The 17,178-nt window shown below is 58.5% G+C and carries 19 protein-coding genes, 1 tRNA gene and 3 pseudogenes; 15 read left to right on the top strand and 8 right to left on the bottom strand.

Annotated features, from left to right (window positions below; all coding sequences use genetic code 11):
* Positions 1 to 145: 145 nt before the first annotated feature.
* Positions 146 to 721: a VVA0879 family protein gene (locus J7302_RS26950; RefSeq protein WP_349814442.1), complete on the bottom strand. Its 576-nt coding sequence runs from the start codon at positions 719 to 721 to the stop codon at positions 146 to 148.
* A gap of 518 nt (positions 722 to 1,239) precedes the next feature.
* Here J7302_RS26950 and J7302_RS10765 point away from each other — a divergent pair.
* Positions 1,240 to 1,473 (top strand): hypothetical protein, encoded by a 234-nt coding sequence (locus tag J7302_RS10765; protein WP_215373692.1) that lies wholly within the window; start codon positions 1,240 to 1,242, stop codon positions 1,471 to 1,473.
* On the opposite strand, the gene J7302_RS26945 is transcribed toward J7302_RS10765, so the two are convergent.
* Together J7302_RS26945 and J7302_RS10760 are read right to left on the bottom strand one after the other, a co-directional pair.
* Entirely contained in the window at positions 1,470 to 1,682 is a 213-nt protein-coding gene (locus J7302_RS26945) for a DNA cytosine methyltransferase (protein ID WP_349814441.1), read from the bottom strand. The two genes, J7302_RS10765 and J7302_RS26945, sit on opposite strands and share 4 nt — an antisense overlap.
* A gap of 19 nt (positions 1,683 to 1,701) precedes the next feature.
* A pseudogene (locus J7302_RS10760) lies at positions 1,702 to 2,435 on the bottom strand (DNA cytosine methyltransferase); the annotation flags it as partial.
* Positions 2,436 to 2,623: 188 nt separating this feature from the next.
* Between J7302_RS10760 and J7302_RS10755 the strand changes: the two are divergent.
* Entirely contained in the window at positions 2,624 to 2,926 is a 303-nt protein-coding gene (locus J7302_RS10755) for a hypothetical protein (protein WP_215373690.1), read from the top strand.
* 10 nt (positions 2,927 to 2,936) lie between these two features.
* Here the strand turns inward: J7302_RS10755 and J7302_RS10750 are convergent, their stop codons facing one another.
* Together J7302_RS10750 and J7302_RS26455 are read right to left on the bottom strand one after the other, a co-directional pair.
* A complete protein-coding gene (locus J7302_RS10750; protein ID WP_215373687.1) occupies positions 2,937 to 3,170 on the bottom strand; it encodes a hypothetical protein in 234 nt (77 codons plus the stop codon).
* An 82-nt stretch (positions 3,171 to 3,252) separates the two neighbouring features.
* Entirely contained in the window at positions 3,253 to 3,417 is a 165-nt protein-coding gene (locus tag J7302_RS26455; protein WP_251701990.1) for a hypothetical protein, read from the bottom strand.
* Between J7302_RS26455 and J7302_RS10745 the strand changes: the two genes are divergently transcribed.
* On the top strand, positions 3,397 to 3,612 hold the full coding sequence (locus J7302_RS10745) for a formate/nitrite transporter family protein (protein ID WP_349814440.1): 216 nt from the start codon (positions 3,397 to 3,399) through the stop codon (positions 3,610 to 3,612). The genes J7302_RS26455 and J7302_RS10745 overlap by 21 nt on opposite strands.
* 90 nt (positions 3,613 to 3,702) lie before the next feature.
* On the opposite strand, the gene J7302_RS10740 is transcribed toward J7302_RS10745, so the two are convergent.
* Complete coding sequence (locus J7302_RS10740) at positions 3,703 to 4,011, bottom strand: hypothetical protein (protein ID WP_215373684.1); 309 nt, start codon at positions 4,009 to 4,011, stop codon at positions 3,703 to 3,705.
* Between the two features lie 530 nt (positions 4,012 to 4,541).
* Here J7302_RS10740 and thrS point away from each other — a divergent pair.
* The 9 genes from thrS to J7302_RS10695 all read left to right on the top strand — a co-directional run bounded on the left by thrS (position 4,542) and on the right by J7302_RS10695 (position 11,992).
* Positions 4,542 to 6,464, top strand: a complete 1,923-nt coding sequence (gene thrS, locus J7302_RS10735; RefSeq protein WP_215373681.1) for a threonine--tRNA ligase — start codon at positions 4,542 to 4,544, stop codon at positions 6,462 to 6,464.
* The gene (gene infC, locus J7302_RS10730) at positions 6,464 to 7,015 is read left to right on the top strand and encodes a translation initiation factor IF-3 (RefSeq protein WP_215373853.1); all 552 of its coding nucleotides are present in this window, start codon (positions 6,464 to 6,466) and stop codon (positions 7,013 to 7,015) included. Before thrS ends, infC begins: the two co-directional genes overlap by 1 nt.
* Before the next feature lie 61 nt (positions 7,016 to 7,076).
* Complete coding sequence (rpmI, locus tag J7302_RS10725) at positions 7,077 to 7,271, top strand: 50S ribosomal protein L35 (RefSeq protein ID WP_215373679.1); 195 nt, start codon at positions 7,077 to 7,079, stop codon at positions 7,269 to 7,271.
* Between the two features lie 28 nt (positions 7,272 to 7,299).
* Positions 7,300 to 7,656 (top strand): 50S ribosomal protein L20, encoded by a 357-nt coding sequence (rplT, locus tag J7302_RS10720; protein WP_215373677.1) that lies wholly within the window; start codon positions 7,300 to 7,302, stop codon positions 7,654 to 7,656.
* A 93-nt stretch (positions 7,657 to 7,749) separates the two neighbouring features.
* Entirely contained in the window at positions 7,750 to 8,766 is a 1,017-nt protein-coding gene (gene pheS / locus J7302_RS10715; RefSeq protein WP_215373674.1) for a phenylalanine--tRNA ligase subunit alpha, read from the top strand.
* A 37-nt stretch (positions 8,767 to 8,803) separates the two neighbouring features.
* Positions 8,804 to 11,182, top strand: a complete 2,379-nt coding sequence (gene pheT, locus J7302_RS10710) for a phenylalanine--tRNA ligase subunit beta (RefSeq protein ID WP_215373672.1) — start codon at positions 8,804 to 8,806, stop codon at positions 11,180 to 11,182.
* 3 nt (positions 11,183 to 11,185) lie between these two features.
* The gene (gene ihfA, locus J7302_RS10705) at positions 11,186 to 11,488 is read left to right on the top strand and encodes an integration host factor subunit alpha (RefSeq protein WP_003282572.1); all 303 of its coding nucleotides are present in this window, start codon (positions 11,186 to 11,188) and stop codon (positions 11,486 to 11,488) included.
* Positions 11,469 to 11,825, top strand: coding sequence for a MerR family transcriptional regulator (locus tag J7302_RS10700; RefSeq protein WP_215373669.1), 357 nt, complete (start codon positions 11,469 to 11,471; stop codon positions 11,823 to 11,825). Before ihfA ends, J7302_RS10700 begins: the two co-directional genes overlap by 20 nt.
* 90 nt (positions 11,826 to 11,915) lie before the next feature.
* Positions 11,916 to 11,992, top strand: a tRNA-Pro gene (locus tag J7302_RS10695).
* Between the two features lie 71 nt (positions 11,993 to 12,063).
* Here J7302_RS10695 and J7302_RS10690 read toward each other — a convergent pair.
* Both J7302_RS10690 and J7302_RS10685 read right to left on the bottom strand, forming a co-directional pair.
* Positions 12,064 to 13,134 (bottom strand): annotated as a pseudogene (locus tag J7302_RS10690) (tyrosine-type recombinase/integrase); the annotation flags it as partial.
* A gap of 163 nt (positions 13,135 to 13,297) precedes the next feature.
* A complete protein-coding gene (locus J7302_RS10685) occupies positions 13,298 to 14,095 on the bottom strand; it encodes an acyl-CoA thioesterase (protein WP_215373667.1) in 798 nt (265 codons plus the stop codon).
* Positions 14,096 to 14,306: 211 nt separating this feature from the next.
* Here J7302_RS10685 and J7302_RS10680 point away from each other — a divergent pair, with 211 nt between their 5' ends.
* The 3 genes and pseudogenes from J7302_RS10680 to fabF all read left to right on the top strand — a co-directional run bounded on the left by J7302_RS10680 (position 14,307) and on the right by fabF (position 16,912).
* Entirely contained in the window at positions 14,307 to 14,909 is a 603-nt protein-coding gene (locus J7302_RS10680; protein ID WP_215373665.1) for an acyl-homoserine-lactone synthase, read from the top strand.
* Positions 14,910 to 14,958: 49 nt separating this feature from the next.
* Positions 14,959 to 15,358 (top strand): annotated as a pseudogene (locus J7302_RS10675) (transposase); the annotation flags it as partial.
* A gap of 294 nt (positions 15,359 to 15,652) precedes the next feature.
* A complete protein-coding gene (fabF, locus tag J7302_RS10670) occupies positions 15,653 to 16,912 on the top strand; it encodes a beta-ketoacyl-ACP synthase II (protein ID WP_215373663.1) in 1,260 nt (419 codons plus the stop codon).
* The last annotated feature ends 266 nt before the right edge of the window (positions 16,913 to 17,178 follow it).

The raw sequence follows: 17,178 nt of genomic DNA, 5'->3' as shown, positions 1-17,178 counted from the left end.
CTGCCCTCCCGACCGAGTGCATCGGGCAAGGATGCTGGTCGGGCAGGGCAGTGCTGTTCGCGGTGGTTGGCGAGGGCTGCTTCGACTGCCTTTCGCATTCGCGGTCCTACGCTTTCTGCACATGCGGCATTCACGAACTTGGCTATCAGAGCCTCACGTTCAGCGAGTAACTGGGTTTTCGCGGCCAGTCACTTCTCGTGATTCTCTTCCAGGACAACCCAAAGCTGTTGCTGGTGCTGCTGGAAGTCCACCAAGGCGTGGTGCTCGTTCGGTCATGGTTTGCCCTCCCTGGCGGTAACGCCAAGCTGTGGGGAGTAAGGGATGGATCAGAACTTGGGTGGAGCGGGGATGCAGCGGAGGCAGCCGCAAGGGGCCGGGCGCCCTGAGCTCCGGCAGAGGATGATTCGGGTCGTGACTTGGTCTTCTGGTGTGCCTGCGCTTCGGTCGGAGACGCAGGTTCGAAGAGCGGGTGGCGCTCGCCGTCCTCGGTAATCCCTTCCAGTTCGTGCATCTGGAACAAGCCACCCAGTGTCCAGTTGCAACTTTTTCCAGGTGGTGTGGCCTTCACCTGGCCGCCGGCGCCGGTGAACCTGCCAATGCAGGAAAAACCCAGGTAATGCTGAGCGGCATCGAAATCCACCCCGGCGCCAGCTGCGATCAGATCGGCGCCGGACTGGGCGGTGCAGCAGATCGGGCACTTGGATGCGTGCGCATAGGTCACCTTGTTAGTTATCTCCGTTCTGGTGATCACCAGGGCGCGAGTGGCGTCACAAACGGTCACATTTCAGGCCTAGCCTGATCCTGCGACACGGTACCCCAGTGCTTAAAGGCGCTTATACTTTGTTAGTTGGCCAGCCCGAGTGGTTGGCTTTTTTTTGCCCGCCGTTTGGTGGTGCTCATGAGGCTGATTGGCCTTTCACTTGGAAGGATGTCCATGGACATAGCGGTTCAGCGACTCACAGACCAAGGACGAGATGTATGGCAAGTGGAAGCCTGCGGGATGGCAGTGTCGTTCAAGGATCAAGCATCGGCGATCTCATTCGCTGAGAAGCTCAAGGCGCGAGTGGAATCGCCTCACTGCATCCCGGAAGACGTACTTCACCGTTGGGCCGACGAGCACGCCAGGATGTGTTCGGAGTAGTGTGCGCGACGACCTCCCCGACCAGAGAGGCCGGGGAGGGTGGCGCACGGCACTCTGCTGTGCCTAACTCTTTGAGCCCAATTCCCGGAGGACCGAGCATGGCGGGTGAAAACTACTGGCAGAAAGCTGAGCAACTCGCACGCGAGGCTGCCAAAACGTTCAACGCAGTTGGGGATTTTCTCAGCTCTGGGCCCGATCTCAGTGACGAAGATGTGCGGCTCGATTATTGGGAGCTCCAAAGCGCTGCGATTGTGGCCGCAGAGACTTTCAAAGAGCACTACGAGCATTCGTTGACAGGAGGCGGCAGTAGAGGGCTTGACGCCGGCGACTAGCAGTCGAGTTGCCGCTGGATCCGCCGGCCAATCCAACGCACCGCTGGAATAGCCTTGCTGTTGCCAATAACGCTTGTGGCGCGGGCCGTCCGGGCATTCCTCCGTAGGCTTGCTGCGCCAGGGGGTAGGGTGTAGTCGTCAGGGAGGCCTTGGCAGCGCTCCCACTCGCGGGGTGTTGTGCGTCTGACGCCCTTCGGCGTCCAGTACATATGCCTCTCGGTCATCGAGAGCGCCGCCCCCCTGAGCCGTGAGGGTAGGATGAAGTGCCTGCTCCGCCGGCCGTCTCGGCGGGCTATCCCGGCGAGAGCCTTCAAGCTCAAAAAGTACCGCGCAGGGATCGAATCCAACTCGAGCACTTGCGACAACGAACACGCGGCGGCGTCGTTGGGCCAGGCCGAAATGTTGGGCATCCAGCATCCAGCATCCAGCATCCAGCATCCAGCATCTGCCATGCGGCTGTTCGCGTGGATCCATACGCACAACCAGCGCCCGCCCATTTGCCCCCTGCCGGCTGGAGCGCATCGGATTCGCCCACCAGGGCACCGAGGAAGCAGCCGAACGAGTTGCCTTTGTCGGAGAGGACGCCGGGGACGTTCTCCCAGACGATGATGGGGGGGGCTTACCCGCTCTGGCTCTAACAAGGTCAGCTGCATCTGCGAGCTCCACGTACTTGATGGTGAGGGCGCCGCGCGGGTCGGCCAGGCCTTCGTGCATGCCGGCCACGCTGAAGGCTTGGCAGGGCGTGCCGCCGACTAGGACATCCGGCGCCGGAATACTGCCCACCAGCACCTGGCGGGCGATCTTGGTCATGTCGCCCAGGTTGGGGCATCCGGCCAGCGGTGGGCGAGGACGGAGGAACGGAAGGGCTCGATCTCGGCGAACCACTTGGCACGCCACCCCAGCGGGTGCTAGGCCACGCTGGCGGCTTCTATGCTGCTGCGCACGAATCCGTATGTGGTCATGCTTTCTCCATGTCGAGCGATGCCATGCCGCTTGTGCGGCTGGCGGGTCGGTGGGATGGGACGGGCGACCTTACGACAAGCCGCGTAGCCGCCGTTGAGCAAAAGCGATCGCGCCAGTGTCTTAGCGATATCTGGCGCCCCTCAGCTGATGCGGGGCTTTCATCGAGGCTTGTTGTTGAGGGTGCGTGATGGGCATAAAGCCTTTCGTGGGCGCGTTTCTGATGTTCGCTTCCGTTGCTGGCTTGGCTATCGCGGGTGATCGCGATGACAAGTGGGAAGACGAGTACCGGGACGGCCCGTGTCGCGTCAAAGAGGTCTCTGACAAGGGCGACTACAAGCTGGAAGTTAAATGCCCGGATGGGCGTGGCAGGACCTGGGCCCGGGGTGAATGGAAGGACGAGTACTGGGACGGTCCGTGCCGGGTAAAGGTCGAAGCAAAGCGTGACGAATACAAGAAAGAGGTGAAATGCGAGGGCCGTGACGACGGTTGATGCCTGCCCTCTATGCGTCTTCTCGGTCGCGCTTGCCGGCGATTCGCGTGCCTTCTGCGTAAAGTTCCAGCGCCACGTATTCGCGGGTCGTGAAATTGTGGCGCGGGACAGCGAGGGCCGAAGCCGAGCCTGCTGACCCTAGTGCGTGGGTATTCATGATCAGTAACTGGACCGCTTCGCTGATCTCGGTGATGCCGTGCCAGGCCATCAGCTCCTCCAGCTTCGCCCTGGTGCTGGGCCGCACCCGATGGCACAACTCCTTCTCTTCGAGCTCTTTGCGTCTTTCGCCGTTTCGGCAGAGCGTTGCTGCTGGTCCTTGGCCATGATCAGGCCTCCATCGCCATGCGTGTGCCACGCTCGATGTTGAACTCATCGAGAACCCGCAGGACGGTGGGCTTGCTGCATTCGGCCTCGGCAACCATCTCGGCGATGGTCAGATCCTGGCAATCCTCTTCCCTGTCACTGCCTTCGTGGCCATCGGCTTCGAGCATTCAATCGCGAACTGGTTCTTTCTGCCGTTCGGGCTCGCAGTGGATGCACACGACGAGGTGTCGATCGCCGGAGTCGGTAAGAACATTCTCGCGGTGACCGCGGGCAATGTAGTTGGTGGCACTTTGTTAGTAGCCGGCGTGTACTGGGTCGCCTACTTGCGAGGCGAGCACATGCGGAAAGATCGGTCCTCATGAGTCGCAACTATGATTCGGCGGTGTTGGCCGCGAACAAAAGCCTGGGGGCAGGCGAAGGTCGAGCATCTAAGTGATCTAGGGGCAGTTCGGTTACGTGAAGGTGAGCGTGGGGGCAAGATTGCGGCGCAGATGGTCACGTTGTTCGCGCGGTCGAATCTGCGAATAGCGCTCCGGCATTTGCAGGGGAGCACAGAGGAGATGCGCCTTGTAATTCGGAAAATGCCCGTTGCATGGCACTCGCAGCAGCTTATAAGGCAGAAGCGAGCGGTTAATCGGATCCCTTTTGATTGTTTGGTCGCTTTCAAAATCGGCAGGGGCTGAGGTCAACCAGAAATAAATGGCGATTCCAATCTTACTGGCGGGCTGATCCTCGTTATGAGGAGATGAGAAGGGATGCATTTGCCCTGCGCTCGAGCCTGTTAGATTCGGGGCTTGACTTGGGGTAAACGTCGACCGGCAGCAGATGGGTTTTGAAGAGGAGATGGTGGCATCTGCCAGGGGGTATCGGAGTGATGTCTCGTGCGCAGGCCGACTACTGTATGAAAATACAACGCTAAGTTATTGATTCTATTGTGGTAGACTGCGTGCTTTCGTGGTGCCTTAGAATTACCATTTTTCCTTTGGTATCAAGCATTTAGGTGCTTCCGGCAGTCACCTTGACATGGTAGGGGTCGTTGGTTCGAGTCCAATTGTGCCTATCAAATTCGATAAAAAGGTCACTCATGTGACCCTTTTTTATTGGGCGCTTGTCAGGGGCGTGGCTTTCTGGAAGCATCCCGCATCCTTATTACCTCCAGTGACTCTGGTTCGGTTCTGGTTGGCCTCAAGGGCTCCTGCCACTGTATGGCGGGTATACCTCCGGATCGCTTACTGGCTCATCCCAACCCATGTGGCCTTTGGTAGAGGTCACCACTAGGAGAGGAGGCGCCATGCCCATCATTACTCTTCCCGACGGCAGTCAGCGTGTGTTCGATAAGTCCGTTTCCGTGCTTGAGGTGGCCCAGTCCATCGGTGCGGGGCTGGCCAAGGCCACATTGGCTGGCAAAGTCAATGGCAAGCTGGTTGATGCTTGTGATCTGATCGATACGGATGCCGTGCTGCAGATCATCACGCCCAAGGATGAGGAGGGGTTGGAGATCATTCGCCACTCCTGCGCTCACCTGATTGGTCATGCGGTCAAGCAGCTCTATCCGACTGCCAAGATGGTGATCGGCCCTGTTATTGAAGAGGGCTTTTATTACGACATCTCCTACGAGCGTCCCTTTACGCCTGAAGACATGGCTGCGATCGAGAAGCGCATGCAGGAGCTGATCGAGAAGGATTACGACGTCATCAAGAAAATGACGCCTCGTGCCGAGGTCATTGAGGTGTTCAAGGATCGCGGTGAGGAATACAAGTTGCGCCTGGTCGATGACATGCCGGATGAGTCGGCCATGGGGCTGTATTTCCATGAGGAATATGTGGACATGTGTCGTGGCCCGCACGTGCCTAATACTCGTTTCCTCAAAGCATTCAAGCTGACCAAGATCTCCGGTGCCTACTGGCGCGGTGACTCCAAGAACGAACAGCTGCAGCGGATCTACGGTACTGCCTGGGCGGATAAGAAGCAGCTGGCTGCTTACGTTCAGCGTATTGAGGAGGCTGAGAAGCGTGATCACCGGCGCATCGGCAAGCAGTTGGATCTGTTCCACCTGCAGGAAGAGGCGCCGGGCATGGTGTTCTGGCACCCGAGCGGTTGGACTGTGTATCAGGTGCTGGAGCAGTACATGCGCCAGGTGCAGCGCGAGAATGGCTACGTCGAGGTGCGCACTCCGCAGGTGGTCGATCGTATTCTCTGGGAAAAGTCCGGGCATTGGTCGAATTATGCCGAGAACATGTTCACTACCTCGTCCGAGAATCGCGACTACGCGGTGAAGCCCATGAACTGCCCGTGCCACGTGCAGATCTTCAATCAGGGGCTCAAGTCCTACCGCGACCTGCCGCTGCGCCTGGCTGAGTTCGGCGCCTGTCATCGCAACGAGCCGTCCGGTGCTCTGCACGGCATCATGCGCGTGCGTGGATTTACCCAGGATGACGCCCACATCTTCTGTACCGAAGATCAGGTCAAGCAGGAGGCTGCCGATTTCATCAAGCTGACCCTGCAGGTGTATGGCGACTTCGGCTTCACTGATATTTCGATGAAGCTGTCGACTCGTCCGGTTAAGCGGGTGGGTTCCGACGAGCTTTGGGATCGTGCTGAAAGCGCCTTGGCCGATGCGCTGAATGAGTCCGGTCTCGCTTGGGAATATCAGCCGGGCGAGGGTGCATTCTATGGACCGAAGATTGAGTTCACCCTGAAAGATTGCCTGGGTCGTAACTGGCAGTGCGGTACCCTGCAGTACGATCCGAACCTGCCGGAGCGTCTGGATGCCGCCTATATCGCGGAAGACAACAGCCGCAAGCGCCCTGTGATGCTGCATCGTGCCATTCTTGGCTCCTTCGAGCGCTTTATCGGCATGCTGATCGAGAACTACGCCGGGGCGTTCCCGGCATGGCTGGCGCCAACCCAGGCAGTGGTGATGAATATCACCGACAAGCAGGCCGATTTTGCCCTGGAAGTGGAAAAAACCCTGAATCAAAGCGGGTTTCGTGCCAAGTCCGACTTGAGAAACGAAAAGATCGGCTTTAAAATCCGCGAGCATACCTTGCTCAAGGTTCCCTATCTCTTGGTTATCGGAGATCGGGAGGTTGAGACACGATCCGTTGCAGTGCGCACCCGTGAAGGCATTGATCTTGGGTCCATGCCCTTGGACCAGTTCGCGGTGTCGCTCGCGCAAGCGGTTTCCCGGCGTGGTCGCCAAGAATTGGAGTAATCACTATTAAGCGTGAAATGAGACAGGACAAACGAACTGCACCGAAAGCCCCGATCAACGAGAATATCTCGGCACGCGAGGTTCGGTTAATTGGTGCTGACGGCGAGCAGATTGGCATCGTCTCGATTGATGAAGCGCTGCGTGTCGCTGAAGAAGCAAAGCTGGATCTGGTGGAAATCTCCGCCGATGCCGTACCGCCTGTCTGCCGGATCATGGATTACGGCAAGCATATCTTCGAGAAGAAGAAGCAGGTTGCGGCCGCGAAGAAGAACCAGAAGCAGATTCAGGTAAAAGAAATCAAGTTTCGTCCAGGGACGGAAGAAGGGGATTACCAGGTAAAACTACGCAACCTGGTACGTTTCCTAAGTGACGGGGACAAGGCCAAGGTATCCTTGCGATTCCGCGGTCGTGAGATGGCCCACCAGGAGCTGGGCATGGAGCTGTTGAAGCGGGTCGAAGCTGACCTTGCCGAATACGGCACCGTTGAACAGCATCCTAAGCTGGAAGGACGCCAGCTGATGATGGTCATCGCCCCCAAAAAGCGAAAATAACCCCCAGGGCACTGGCAGGCCTTGCGGTTATGTGTATTGACTGAATGCGGAGTATCCGAACATGCCAAAGATGAAAACCAAGAGTGGTGCTGCGAAGCGTTTTCTGAAAACTGCTTCCGGCTTCAAGCACAAGCACGCTTTCAAGAGCCACATCCTGACCAAGATGACCACCAAGCGTAAGCGTCAGCTGCGTGGTAGCACCCTGGTGCACCCGTCCGACGTTGCAAAAGTGGAGCGCATGCTGCGCGTTCGTTAATCGGTCAAGATTCTAGAGGAAATTACTCATGGCTCGTGTTAAGCGCGGCGTCATCGCTCGCAAGCGTCACAAAAAGATTCTGAAACTCGCCAAAGGCTACTACGGTGCTCGCTCGCGCGTGTTCCGTGTTGCCAAGCAGGCGGTAATCAAGGCTGGCCAATATGCCTACCGCGACCGCCGTCAGAAGAAGCGTCAGTTCCGCGCTCTGTGGATCGCTCGTATCAACGCTGGTGCTCGTCAGAACGGTCTGTCCTACAGCCGCCTGATCGCTGGCCTGAAAAAAGCTGCCATCGAGATCGACCGTAAGGTTCTGGCCGACCTGGCAGTGAACGAAAAAGCGGCGTTTGCTGCGATTGTCGAGAAAGCTAAGGCCGTCCTGGCTTAAGTCCCCGACAATCCCGGGTTCGCCCGGTGCTGAACGTCACCGATAGGGGAAGGGCCTTGCGCTCTTCCCCTATTTCGTATCTGGAGTCTGTACATGGAAAATCTGGATGCGCTGGTCTCGCAAGCGCTTGAGGCCGTGCAACAAGCTGAAGACGTGAATGCCCTGGAGCAGATTCGCGTTCACTACCTTGGCAAGAAGGGCGAGTTGACCCAGGTGATGAAGACCTTGGGCGACCTGCCGGCCGAAGAGCGTCCGAAAGTCGGCGCCTTGATTAATGCGGCCAAGGAGCGCGTTCAGGATGCCTTGAACAGCCGCAAAGAGTCGCTTGAGCAGGCAGCACTTAGTGCCAAGCTCGCGGCAGAGCGCATTGATGTGACCCTGCCCGGGCGAGGCCAATCCTCGGGTGGCTTGCATCCGGTCACGCGCACGCTGGAGCGTGTGGAGCAGTTCTTCACCCGTATTGGTTACGGCATCGCCGAGGGCCCGGAGGTCGAAGACGACTACCACAACTTCGAAGCGCTCAACATTCCCGGCCATCACCCAGCCCGGGCAATGCACGATACCTTCTATTTCAATGCGAACATGTTGCTGCGCACCCATACCTCGCCGGTCCAGGTACGCACCATGGAGTCGCAGCAGCCCCCGATCCGCATCGTCTGTCCAGGCCGCGTCTATCGCTGCGACTCCGATATCACCCACTCGCCGATGTTCCATCAGGTCGAAGGCCTGCTGGTCGACGAGGGCATCAGTTTCGCCGACCTCAAGGGCACCATCGAAGAGTTCCTGCGCGTCTTTTTCGAAAAGGACCTTGGCGTGCGCTTCCGTCCATCCTTCTTCCCCTTCACCGAGCCATCCGCCGAAGTCGACATGTCGTGCGTGATGTGCAGCGGCAAAGGCTGCCGCGTGTGCAAGCAGACCGGCTGGCTGGAAGTGATGGGCTGCGGCATGGTGCACCCGAACGTACTGCGCATGTCCGGCATCGATCCGGAGAAATACCAGGGCTTCGCCTTCGGGATGGGCGTGGAACGCTTGGCCATGCTGCGTTATGGCGTCAACGATTTGCGCCTGTTCTTCGACAACGACCTGCGCTTCCTCGCGCAATTCCGCTAGGTCGTCACGTCAGAAACGAATCCCTTAGGAGAGCAGGATGAAATTCAGTGAACAATGGCTGCGGAGCTGGGTAAGCCCGCAGGTTTCCCGCGACGAGCTGGTTGCTCGTTTGTCGATGGCTGGCCTCGAAGTGGACAGCGTTACGCCGGTCGCTGGCGTGTTCAGCGGCGTGGTAGTGGGTGAGGTGCTCAGCATGGAGCAGCATCCCGACGCCGACAAACTGCGCGTCTGCCAGGTCAGCAATGGTGCGGAATCGTTCCAGGTAGTGTGTGGTGCACCCAACGTGCGCCCTGGCTTGAAGATTCCGTTTGCAATGATCGGCGCCGAGTTGCCCGGTGATTTCAAGATCAAGAAGGCGAAGCTCCGCGGGGTCGAGTCCAGCGGCATGCTGTGCTCAGCTTCCGAGCTGCAGATCAGCGACGACCACGATGGCCTTATGGAGCTGGCGGCCGACGCGCCGGTAGGTCAGGACATTCGCGCTTATCTGGGCCTCGATGACGTGATCATCGAGCTGGGTCTGACTCCCAATCGCGGCGATTGCTTGAGTCTCTCCGGCCTGGCCCGAGAAGTCGGTGCGCTCTATGCCACCCCTGTTGCCCGCCTGAAAGTCGATGCCGTCGCACCCAGTCATGACGAGGTTCGCCCTGTCGAAGTGACTGCGCCGGCTGCGTGCCCGCGCTATCTTGGTCGAGTCATTCGCAATGTAGACCTGTCCAAGCCGACGCCGCTGTGGATGGTCGAGCGCCTACGTCGCGCCGATGTGCGCAGCATCGACGCAGCGGTCGACATCACGAACTACGTAATGCTCGAGCTCGGCCAGCCGATGCACGCGTTCGATCTCGCCGAAATCAACGGCGGCATCCGTGTGCGCATGGCTGAGGAGGGCGAGAAGCTCGTCTTGTTGGACGGCCAGGAAGTCAGTCTGCGTGCCGATACCCTGGTGATCGCCGACCATCAGCGCGCCCTGGCAATTGCTGGCGTCATGGGTGGCGAACACAGCGGTGTCAGCGCAAAAACCCGTGACCTGTTCCTGGAAAGTGCGTTCTTCGACACCATCGCAGTTGCCGGTAAGGCTCGCTCCTATGGCCTGCATACCGACTCCTCCCACCGCTTCGAGCGTGGCGTGGATTGGCAGTTGGCTCGCGAAGCCATGGAGCGTGCCACCGCCTTGCTGCTGGAAATCGTTGGCGGCGAAGCTGGCCCCATCATCGAGAGCGTGAGTGAAGCGAGTCTGCCCAGCGTTGCACCTGTCACGCTGCGTGCCGAGCGCATCGCGCAGATGCTGGGCATGGAGATGGACGCGGCTGAAGTCGAGCGCCTGCTTACCGCCTTGGACCTCGAGGTCACAGCGCAAGGTGTTGGTCAGTGGCTCGTAGGCGTGCCCAGTCACCGCTTCGACATCAGCCTTGAAGTCGACCTGATCGAGGAGCTGGGTCGCCTCTATGGCTACAATCGCCTGCCGGTTCGCTATCCCCAGGCCCGCCTGGCGCCCAAGGCGAATGCCGAGTCCGCCGTCGAGCTGCCTGCGCTGCGCCGCTTGCTGGTCGCGCGCGGCTACCAGGAAGCCATCACCTACAGCTTCATCGATCCCAAGTTGTTCGAGCTGTTCAGCCCCGGCGTCAAGCCGCTCACCTTGGCCAACCCTATCTCCGTTGATATGTCGGCGATGCGCTCGTCCCTATGGCCGGGCCTGGTCAAGGCGCTGCAGCACAACCTCAACCGCCAGCAGTCCCGTGTGCGTATGTTCGAAAGCGGTCTTCGCTTCGTCGGTCAGCTGGAAGGGCTGAAGCAGGAGGTCATGCTTGCTGGCGTGGTCTGCGGCTCGCGCCTACCTGAAGGCTGGGCCCATGGTCGCGATGGCGTGGACTTCTATGACGTGAAGGCTGATGTCGAGGCTCTGCTGGGCGCCGCTGGCGCACTTGAATGTTTTGACTTCGTTCCGGGTGAGCACGCTGCATTGCATCCGGGCCAGACAGCTCGCATCGAGCGCGACGGCCGTTTTGTGGGCTACCTCGGTGCCCTCCATCCGGAGCTTGCCAAGGCCTTGGATATCGACCAGCCCGTCTATTTGTTCGAGCTGGTGCAGGCTGAGGTGATGCAAGGGCGGCTTCCGAAGTTCAGCGAACTGTCGCGCTTCCCTGAGGTTCGCCGCGACCTGGCCTTGCTGGTGGATCGTGAAGTAGCTGCCGAGGCTGTCCTCAACACGATCCGCGCAGGGGCGGGTGAGTGGCTGACAGACCTCAGGCTATTTGACGTCTATCACGGTAAAGGCATTGATCCGCATAGAAAAAGCTTGGCCGTCGGCTTGACCTGGCAGCATCCATCGCGCACTCTTACTGACGATGAGGTGAATAACACAACGCAAAACATCGTCACCTCGCTGGAAGACAGGTTCAATGCCACGTTAAGGAAGTAGCGTATGGGGGCTCTGACGAAAGCTGAGATGGCTGAACGTCTTTATGAAGAGCTTGGCCTGAATAAACGGGAAGCCAAGGAATTGGTGGAGCTGTTCTTCGAGGAAATCCGTCAGGCGCTAGAGCATAACGAACAGGTGAAGTTGTCCGGATTCGGCAATTTCGACTTGCGCGATAAGCGTCAGCGCCCAGGACGAAATCCGAAGACAGGAGAGGAAATCCCGATCACGGCTCGCCGTGTGGTCACTTTCCGTCCAGGGCAGAAACTCAAAGCCAGGGTCGAAGCTTATGCTGGAACCAAGTCATAACGACGAGTTACCGCCCATTCCAGGCAAGCGCTACTTCACTATTGGTGAGGTCAGTGAACTCTGCGCGGTCAAGCCCCACGTGCTGCGCTACTGGGAGCAGGAGTTTCCTCAACTCAACCCAGTCAAGCGGCGAGGGAACAGGCGCTACTACCAGCGCCAGGATGTGCTGATGATTCGGCAGATCCGGGCGCTGCTCTACGACCAGGGCTTTACCATCGGCGGGGCGCGCCAGCGCCTCACCGGCGATGAAGCGAAGGACGACTCTACCCAGTACAAGCAGCTGATCCGGCAGATGATCACCGAGCTAGAGGATGTTCTCCTGGTCTTGCGCAAATAAGCGTCCCTCCTGAAAAAAAACTTCCACAATTCAAAAGCTTATTGTATAGTTCGTTCCGCTTTCGGGTGACCGGGAGCCAGGTTCAAATGTCGGGGCGTAGCGCAGCCTGGTAGCGCACTTGCATGGGGTGCAAGGGGTCGAGTGTTCGAATCACTCCGTCCCGACCATATTCTTCAACGACTTAGGCCAGTTCGGAAACGACTGGCCTTTTTCGTTTCAGGGACTTTTGCGGGACTCTTCATCCTGCCTTCCTCCTCAGTATCGTCAGTACCGGCCCGCGGGAGTCGGTAGTCGATATCTTGTTGGCTTCATCGATCAGTTTGCCCAGCTCTGCCGCCGAGTAATGACTGGTGATGCTGCCGTTCTTGTGGCCCAGCAGAGCTCTCCTGTCCTCCTCCGTTACCCCGGCCGCTCGAAGCCTGCGGCCAAACGTGTGCTTCAGGTCGTGGATTCGGATCGAGGCGAATCCGGGTGGAGCAGGGCGCAGAAACTTCTCCTGGAATTTCTTTGCCGCCCGGCTCCTGGCTTTCTTCCAGGCCGAGTCGTTCATCCGGTGTACTGGCATCGCCTTGCCGTTCTGGTCGGGCATCCCATAAGGGAACACCCAAACTGGGTCCAGGCCACGCTGTCCCTCGATGACAGATTTCGCCACGTTGTTCAGTACCACCAAACGCTCGTCGCCGTTCTTGACCCCCGAACTCTCATGCCTGCCCCCGAAATCAGCCGGTATGAGGAAGACACTGGTCTTGAGTTCTGGAACCGGTATCTCCCAGTCCCAGCGCAGCTTCACGACTTCCTGCTCACGCGAGCCGCTGTTCACCTTGTAAAGGGCCATGCGGCGCAAGTGATCAGGCAGTTCGGCGAAGAGAATCGATTGCTCGTCCCAGGACAGGGGATAGGGCGACCGCCTGGTTTTCTTCTCCTCCAGCTTGGTGATCATCGTTACCACATCGAGCCAGGGACTCTTCTGCTCATCACGCCATTTCCTGGCGCAAAGATTGAGGATGCGTATGACGCGCTCCTGGGCGATGTTCACTGTTCGGTAAGAAACCCCGCGCTTCACCTTGCCGTCGCTGGTCTTGCTGGGCCTCAAGCGATCCTTGATGTACGAGGCCAGTGTTTCATCATCGATGTGAGTGACAGGGGTGTCCCCGATGTACGGGTCCAACTGCTCCAGATGGATGGCAGTGAGCCTAATCGAGGGTTGGTCCTTGTACTCAACCAGATAACGAGTGGCTGCTTCCCTCCAGGTCCTGATCCTGCGTACGCCGTAGATCTTCTGCTCGCGCAGTTTTTCCAGCTTGTTTAGGCGCGCTTTTGTGCATAGCTATCAGGGCTTATAGTTAGAATAATGCGTTTGTGGTTTACCTTACCCGCGCACGCCTCTCGAAACGCTGGAGCAGCAGGTTGCCGGGCTGGAGGCGCGGCTGACGCCTCCTGATCAGGAGTAAGGTGCATCGCCGCTGGCAGACCTAGCCGAAAACGGCCACCGTCTGGCGCCCCAGAGCCAGTAGTTGGCCGTCCGCTGACCACACGCTGGCAGAGCAGGCGCTGTAGCCCTGCTCCGAGTATTCGCTGCAAAGCTGCATGGCAAACCATGTATTGGTCGGCAGTTGTGTAAGGGGTTGGGCCAGTTCGATGCTCCAGGTGAGGGAACTGCCGGGCACGGCCCCCTTGAGAAGCGACAACACCGGTGGCGGCCAGGCATCTATTACCGCCAACAGATGCGACTCGCTCAGCCTTCCCGCTTCAGGCTCGTCCCTGAAACGGATCCAGCCCCCCGTGCGCCTGGATGTAGCTCCCATGAAGGGCATGCCACCAACACCCCAGCGAACATCGAAATTCTGCAAGTAAAGAGGTGTCATCCCGGGCAGGAAAGGAAACGGCTCGCACGCTTCGATCGCGGGCAACTCGAAGCAGGCATCCGCCGCCAGCGCCAGTGTCGACTGCCGCGGCGCACCATAGCAGGCCTGCAGGGTGGTGACGGTCTGGTCGTGCTGAATGACCCGGCAATGCAGATAGGTAATGCCGCTTCCTTCCCGCAATACCTCTATTTCGAAGAACAACGGCTGCCCGGTTGCCACCGGCGCCACGAAGGCAATCGACAGCGAACGTAGAACCCGCTCCTGAGGCACGTAAGTAAGCATGGCTTCATGAGCCAGGGCGACTACGATGCCGCCAAATACAGTTCGGTCTTGCGACCACTCGTCCGCGATAACAAGTGGGCGATACCGCAGGCGAACAGTTTCAATCAGGTCGCGCAGTTTCATCATGGGCCACCGTGGGATGGATATTGGAGTTCATATCCAGCCTGTTTTCCGTATAAAAGGAAACCCCTACTAACAGAAGCGATAGTCGCAATCCGTTTGCTATGGCAAAATTTGGATATAGTAACCTTCCTCAAGGTGTGCAACTAGCAGTGTTGTCAGTTAATATATCCCGGTGTTGGCTGGATAATTTCCTCTTTTAGAGGAAGTCCGTATGATTGTTGAAATTGGTACGCGCACAACACTCGATGAAGATTGTCTGACACGCATGCACAAACTTCGCGCAAAAGTATTCAAGGACAGAAAGCGCTGGGATGTTTCGATTATTGCCGATATGGAAATCGATGGCTATGACGCACTTAATCCTTATTATATCATTCTTGAAGACAAGGCCGCAGCGCAACAGCAGTTTGGCTGCTGGCGGATCTTGCCAACGACCGGTCCCTACATGCTCAAGGACACTTTCCCAGAGTTGTTGCATGGGGCTGAGCGACCTCGCTCAAGCCGTATTTGGGAACTGAGTCGTTTTGCCATTCTTGCACGCAATAAGCAGTCCCATGGCTTGTCCACCGACTCGGTTCTGGCCATCAAGGCCGTGATTGAATTTGCACTTGAGCAGGGCGTTGAACAGTTCGTCACCGTAACCACTCTAGGCGTGGAAAAACTGCTCAGGAAAAAAGGACTGGACATCAGCCGGTTCGGTCCGGCCTTACGCATTGGTGTCGAAAACGCGATTGCCCTGCGTATCAAGCTGAACCAGACTACCTGCAAAAGCCTGGGCATCCCGATGCTCGGCGAGCGAGCCGGGCTGCGCTGATTGGCTCACTATGGTGGTGAGCTGGATGACTTGGAGGTGAAAGCCCTCTACGACGGCTAACGTGGCTGATGTCACCCAGGTCGATAAGCTGCTGCATGGCGATGAAAACATGTTGGTGCCGACGTGGGTTACACCGGTGTCGGGAAACGCCCGGAGTATGAGGGCCGCCAGGTCATCTAGCAGATCGCCGCTCGTCGCAGTACCTATAAGAAGCTCGATAAGCGTAGCGCGCTATACAAAGCCAAACGCAAGATTAAGAAGGCCAAGGCCCAGATGCGTGCCAAGGTCGAAGATGCATTCCGGGCGATCAAGCGGCAGTTTGGCCATGCCAGGGTGCGCTTCCGAGGGCTGGTGAAGAACATCGCTCAGTTGGTGGCGTTGTTCGCGCTGTCGAACCTGTGGGTGGCGCATTGGCATTACTGGCGAATGCAGGAGAAGTGCGTCTGTAATGCGGGAAGTCGCTGCTGCGAGGTGCTCGCAGCAGCCTACAGCATGAAATAGACGACAGATCTGATCGTATTTCGACCTGTCGTCGTTTTTGCAATCTCTGCTGGCGAAGTGGCCCGTAAATGTCGGGCTAATTCAGACTATCCCAAGGTCGACTATCAGTTCTGATAGTCGACCTTGGGATTGGTTGACCCAGGGTGGAGGTAACTATCAAATGCCGAATTTGATTACGCCACGGTTGCGGCCTGACAAAAGCTGGCCAACGGCCAGACATCGAGACTAGAGGGATTCAACTCATGGCAAAGCGAATTGTAATCACGGGAATGGGTGCCGTTTCGCCGCTGGGCGTGGGTGTCGAGTGCAGTTGGGAGCGCTTGCTGCAGGGTAAGTCCGGCGTTCGCCAGATCGAGCCGTTCGGTGAACTTCCTGTGCGCATAGCGGGTACCGTACCGGACAAGAAAGATGATTCCGAAGCTGGGTTGGACGCCAATCAATTTGTCGAGCCCAAAGAGGCGCGACGCATGGACCGGTTCATTCTTTTCGCCCTGGCAGCTGCCAGCGAAGCGATTGAGCAAGCGGGCTGGAGCCCAACCGAGGAGCAGAAGAGACGCACCGCGACCGTTATTGCCTCGGGAATCGGCGGGCTGCATTTCGTCCGCGACACCGTCAACACCATCAACACCAGCGGCCATCGGCGCATCTCTCCGTTCACCGTGCCAGGCTTCCTGGTGAACATGGCCGCAGGACAGGTTTCTCTCAAGTACGGCTTCAAGGGCCCGCTGGGCGCCCCGGCCACCGCTTGTGCCGCTGGCGTCCAGGCGATCGGTGACGCAGTACGCATGATTCAGAACGGCGAAGCCGATGTTGCGGTCTGTGGCGGCAGCGAAGCCTGTATCAACGAAGTTAGCATTGGCGGCTTCGTGGCAGCAAAGGCCATGGCCACCTCCTTCAACGATCGTCCTGCTGAAGCCTCACGCCCATTTGATACCGATCGGGATGGATTCGTGATCGCCGAGGGCGCCGGCGTGATGGTGATCGAGACGCTAGAACATGCCTTGGCCCGCAACGCTACGCCGCTCGCCGAGATCGTCGGCTACGGCACCAGCGCGGACGCCTACCATATCACTGCCGCCCCTGCGGATGGAGAAGGCGCCCAGCAATGCATGCGCGCGGCACTTGAACAGGCGGGTATCGAGCCTGGCGCGGTGAACTACATCAATGCTCACTCCACGTCCACACCGGTTGGCGACAAGGGAGAGCTGGCCGCGATTAAGGCGGTGTTCGGCTCCAAGAACGTTGCCGTCTCGTCCACCAAGTCTTCCACCGGCCATCTACTAGGTGCCGCTGGAGGACTGGCGAGCATCTTCACCGCCAAGTCGCTCGCCGATCAGGTAGCGCCATTCAACCTCAACTGCCACAAGCCTGACGAGGACGCTGAGGGCGTCGACCTAGTGCTGGGCGAGCCGCGCTCAATGCCAATGGAGTACGCACTCTGCAACGGCTTTGGTTTTGGCGGTGTGAACGCCAGTTTGCTGCTCAAGGTCTGGCGCGGTTGATCGCAGACTCCTCCGCCTGGCACTCCGCGTGAGCCATCCAGCTCACCACTGGCGGGCCCGGGGCGAACCTCGCACCTGGGCCCCGTTCCCCGCTTGAAGATACAACTGGTCCTAGTGAACTCCTCCCAACAGTTAAACTACCACGCGGTGCCGGGTAACCTGATAAGTCTTGGCGTTTTTCGTTCGGCGGTTTGCCGCCGATGGCGGCAATCCCTCATATCGGCACAGTCAGCGTAATAGGCTCCAATGGTCACGCTACGGTCAGC

Source organism: Metapseudomonas boanensis (assembly GCF_018704125.1).
Taxonomy (GTDB): domain Bacteria; phylum Pseudomonadota; class Gammaproteobacteria; order Pseudomonadales; family Pseudomonadaceae; genus Metapseudomonas; species Metapseudomonas boanensis.
Note: the sequence above shows the minus strand (reverse complement) of the source record. Positions and strands in the feature narration are given on the sequence as shown.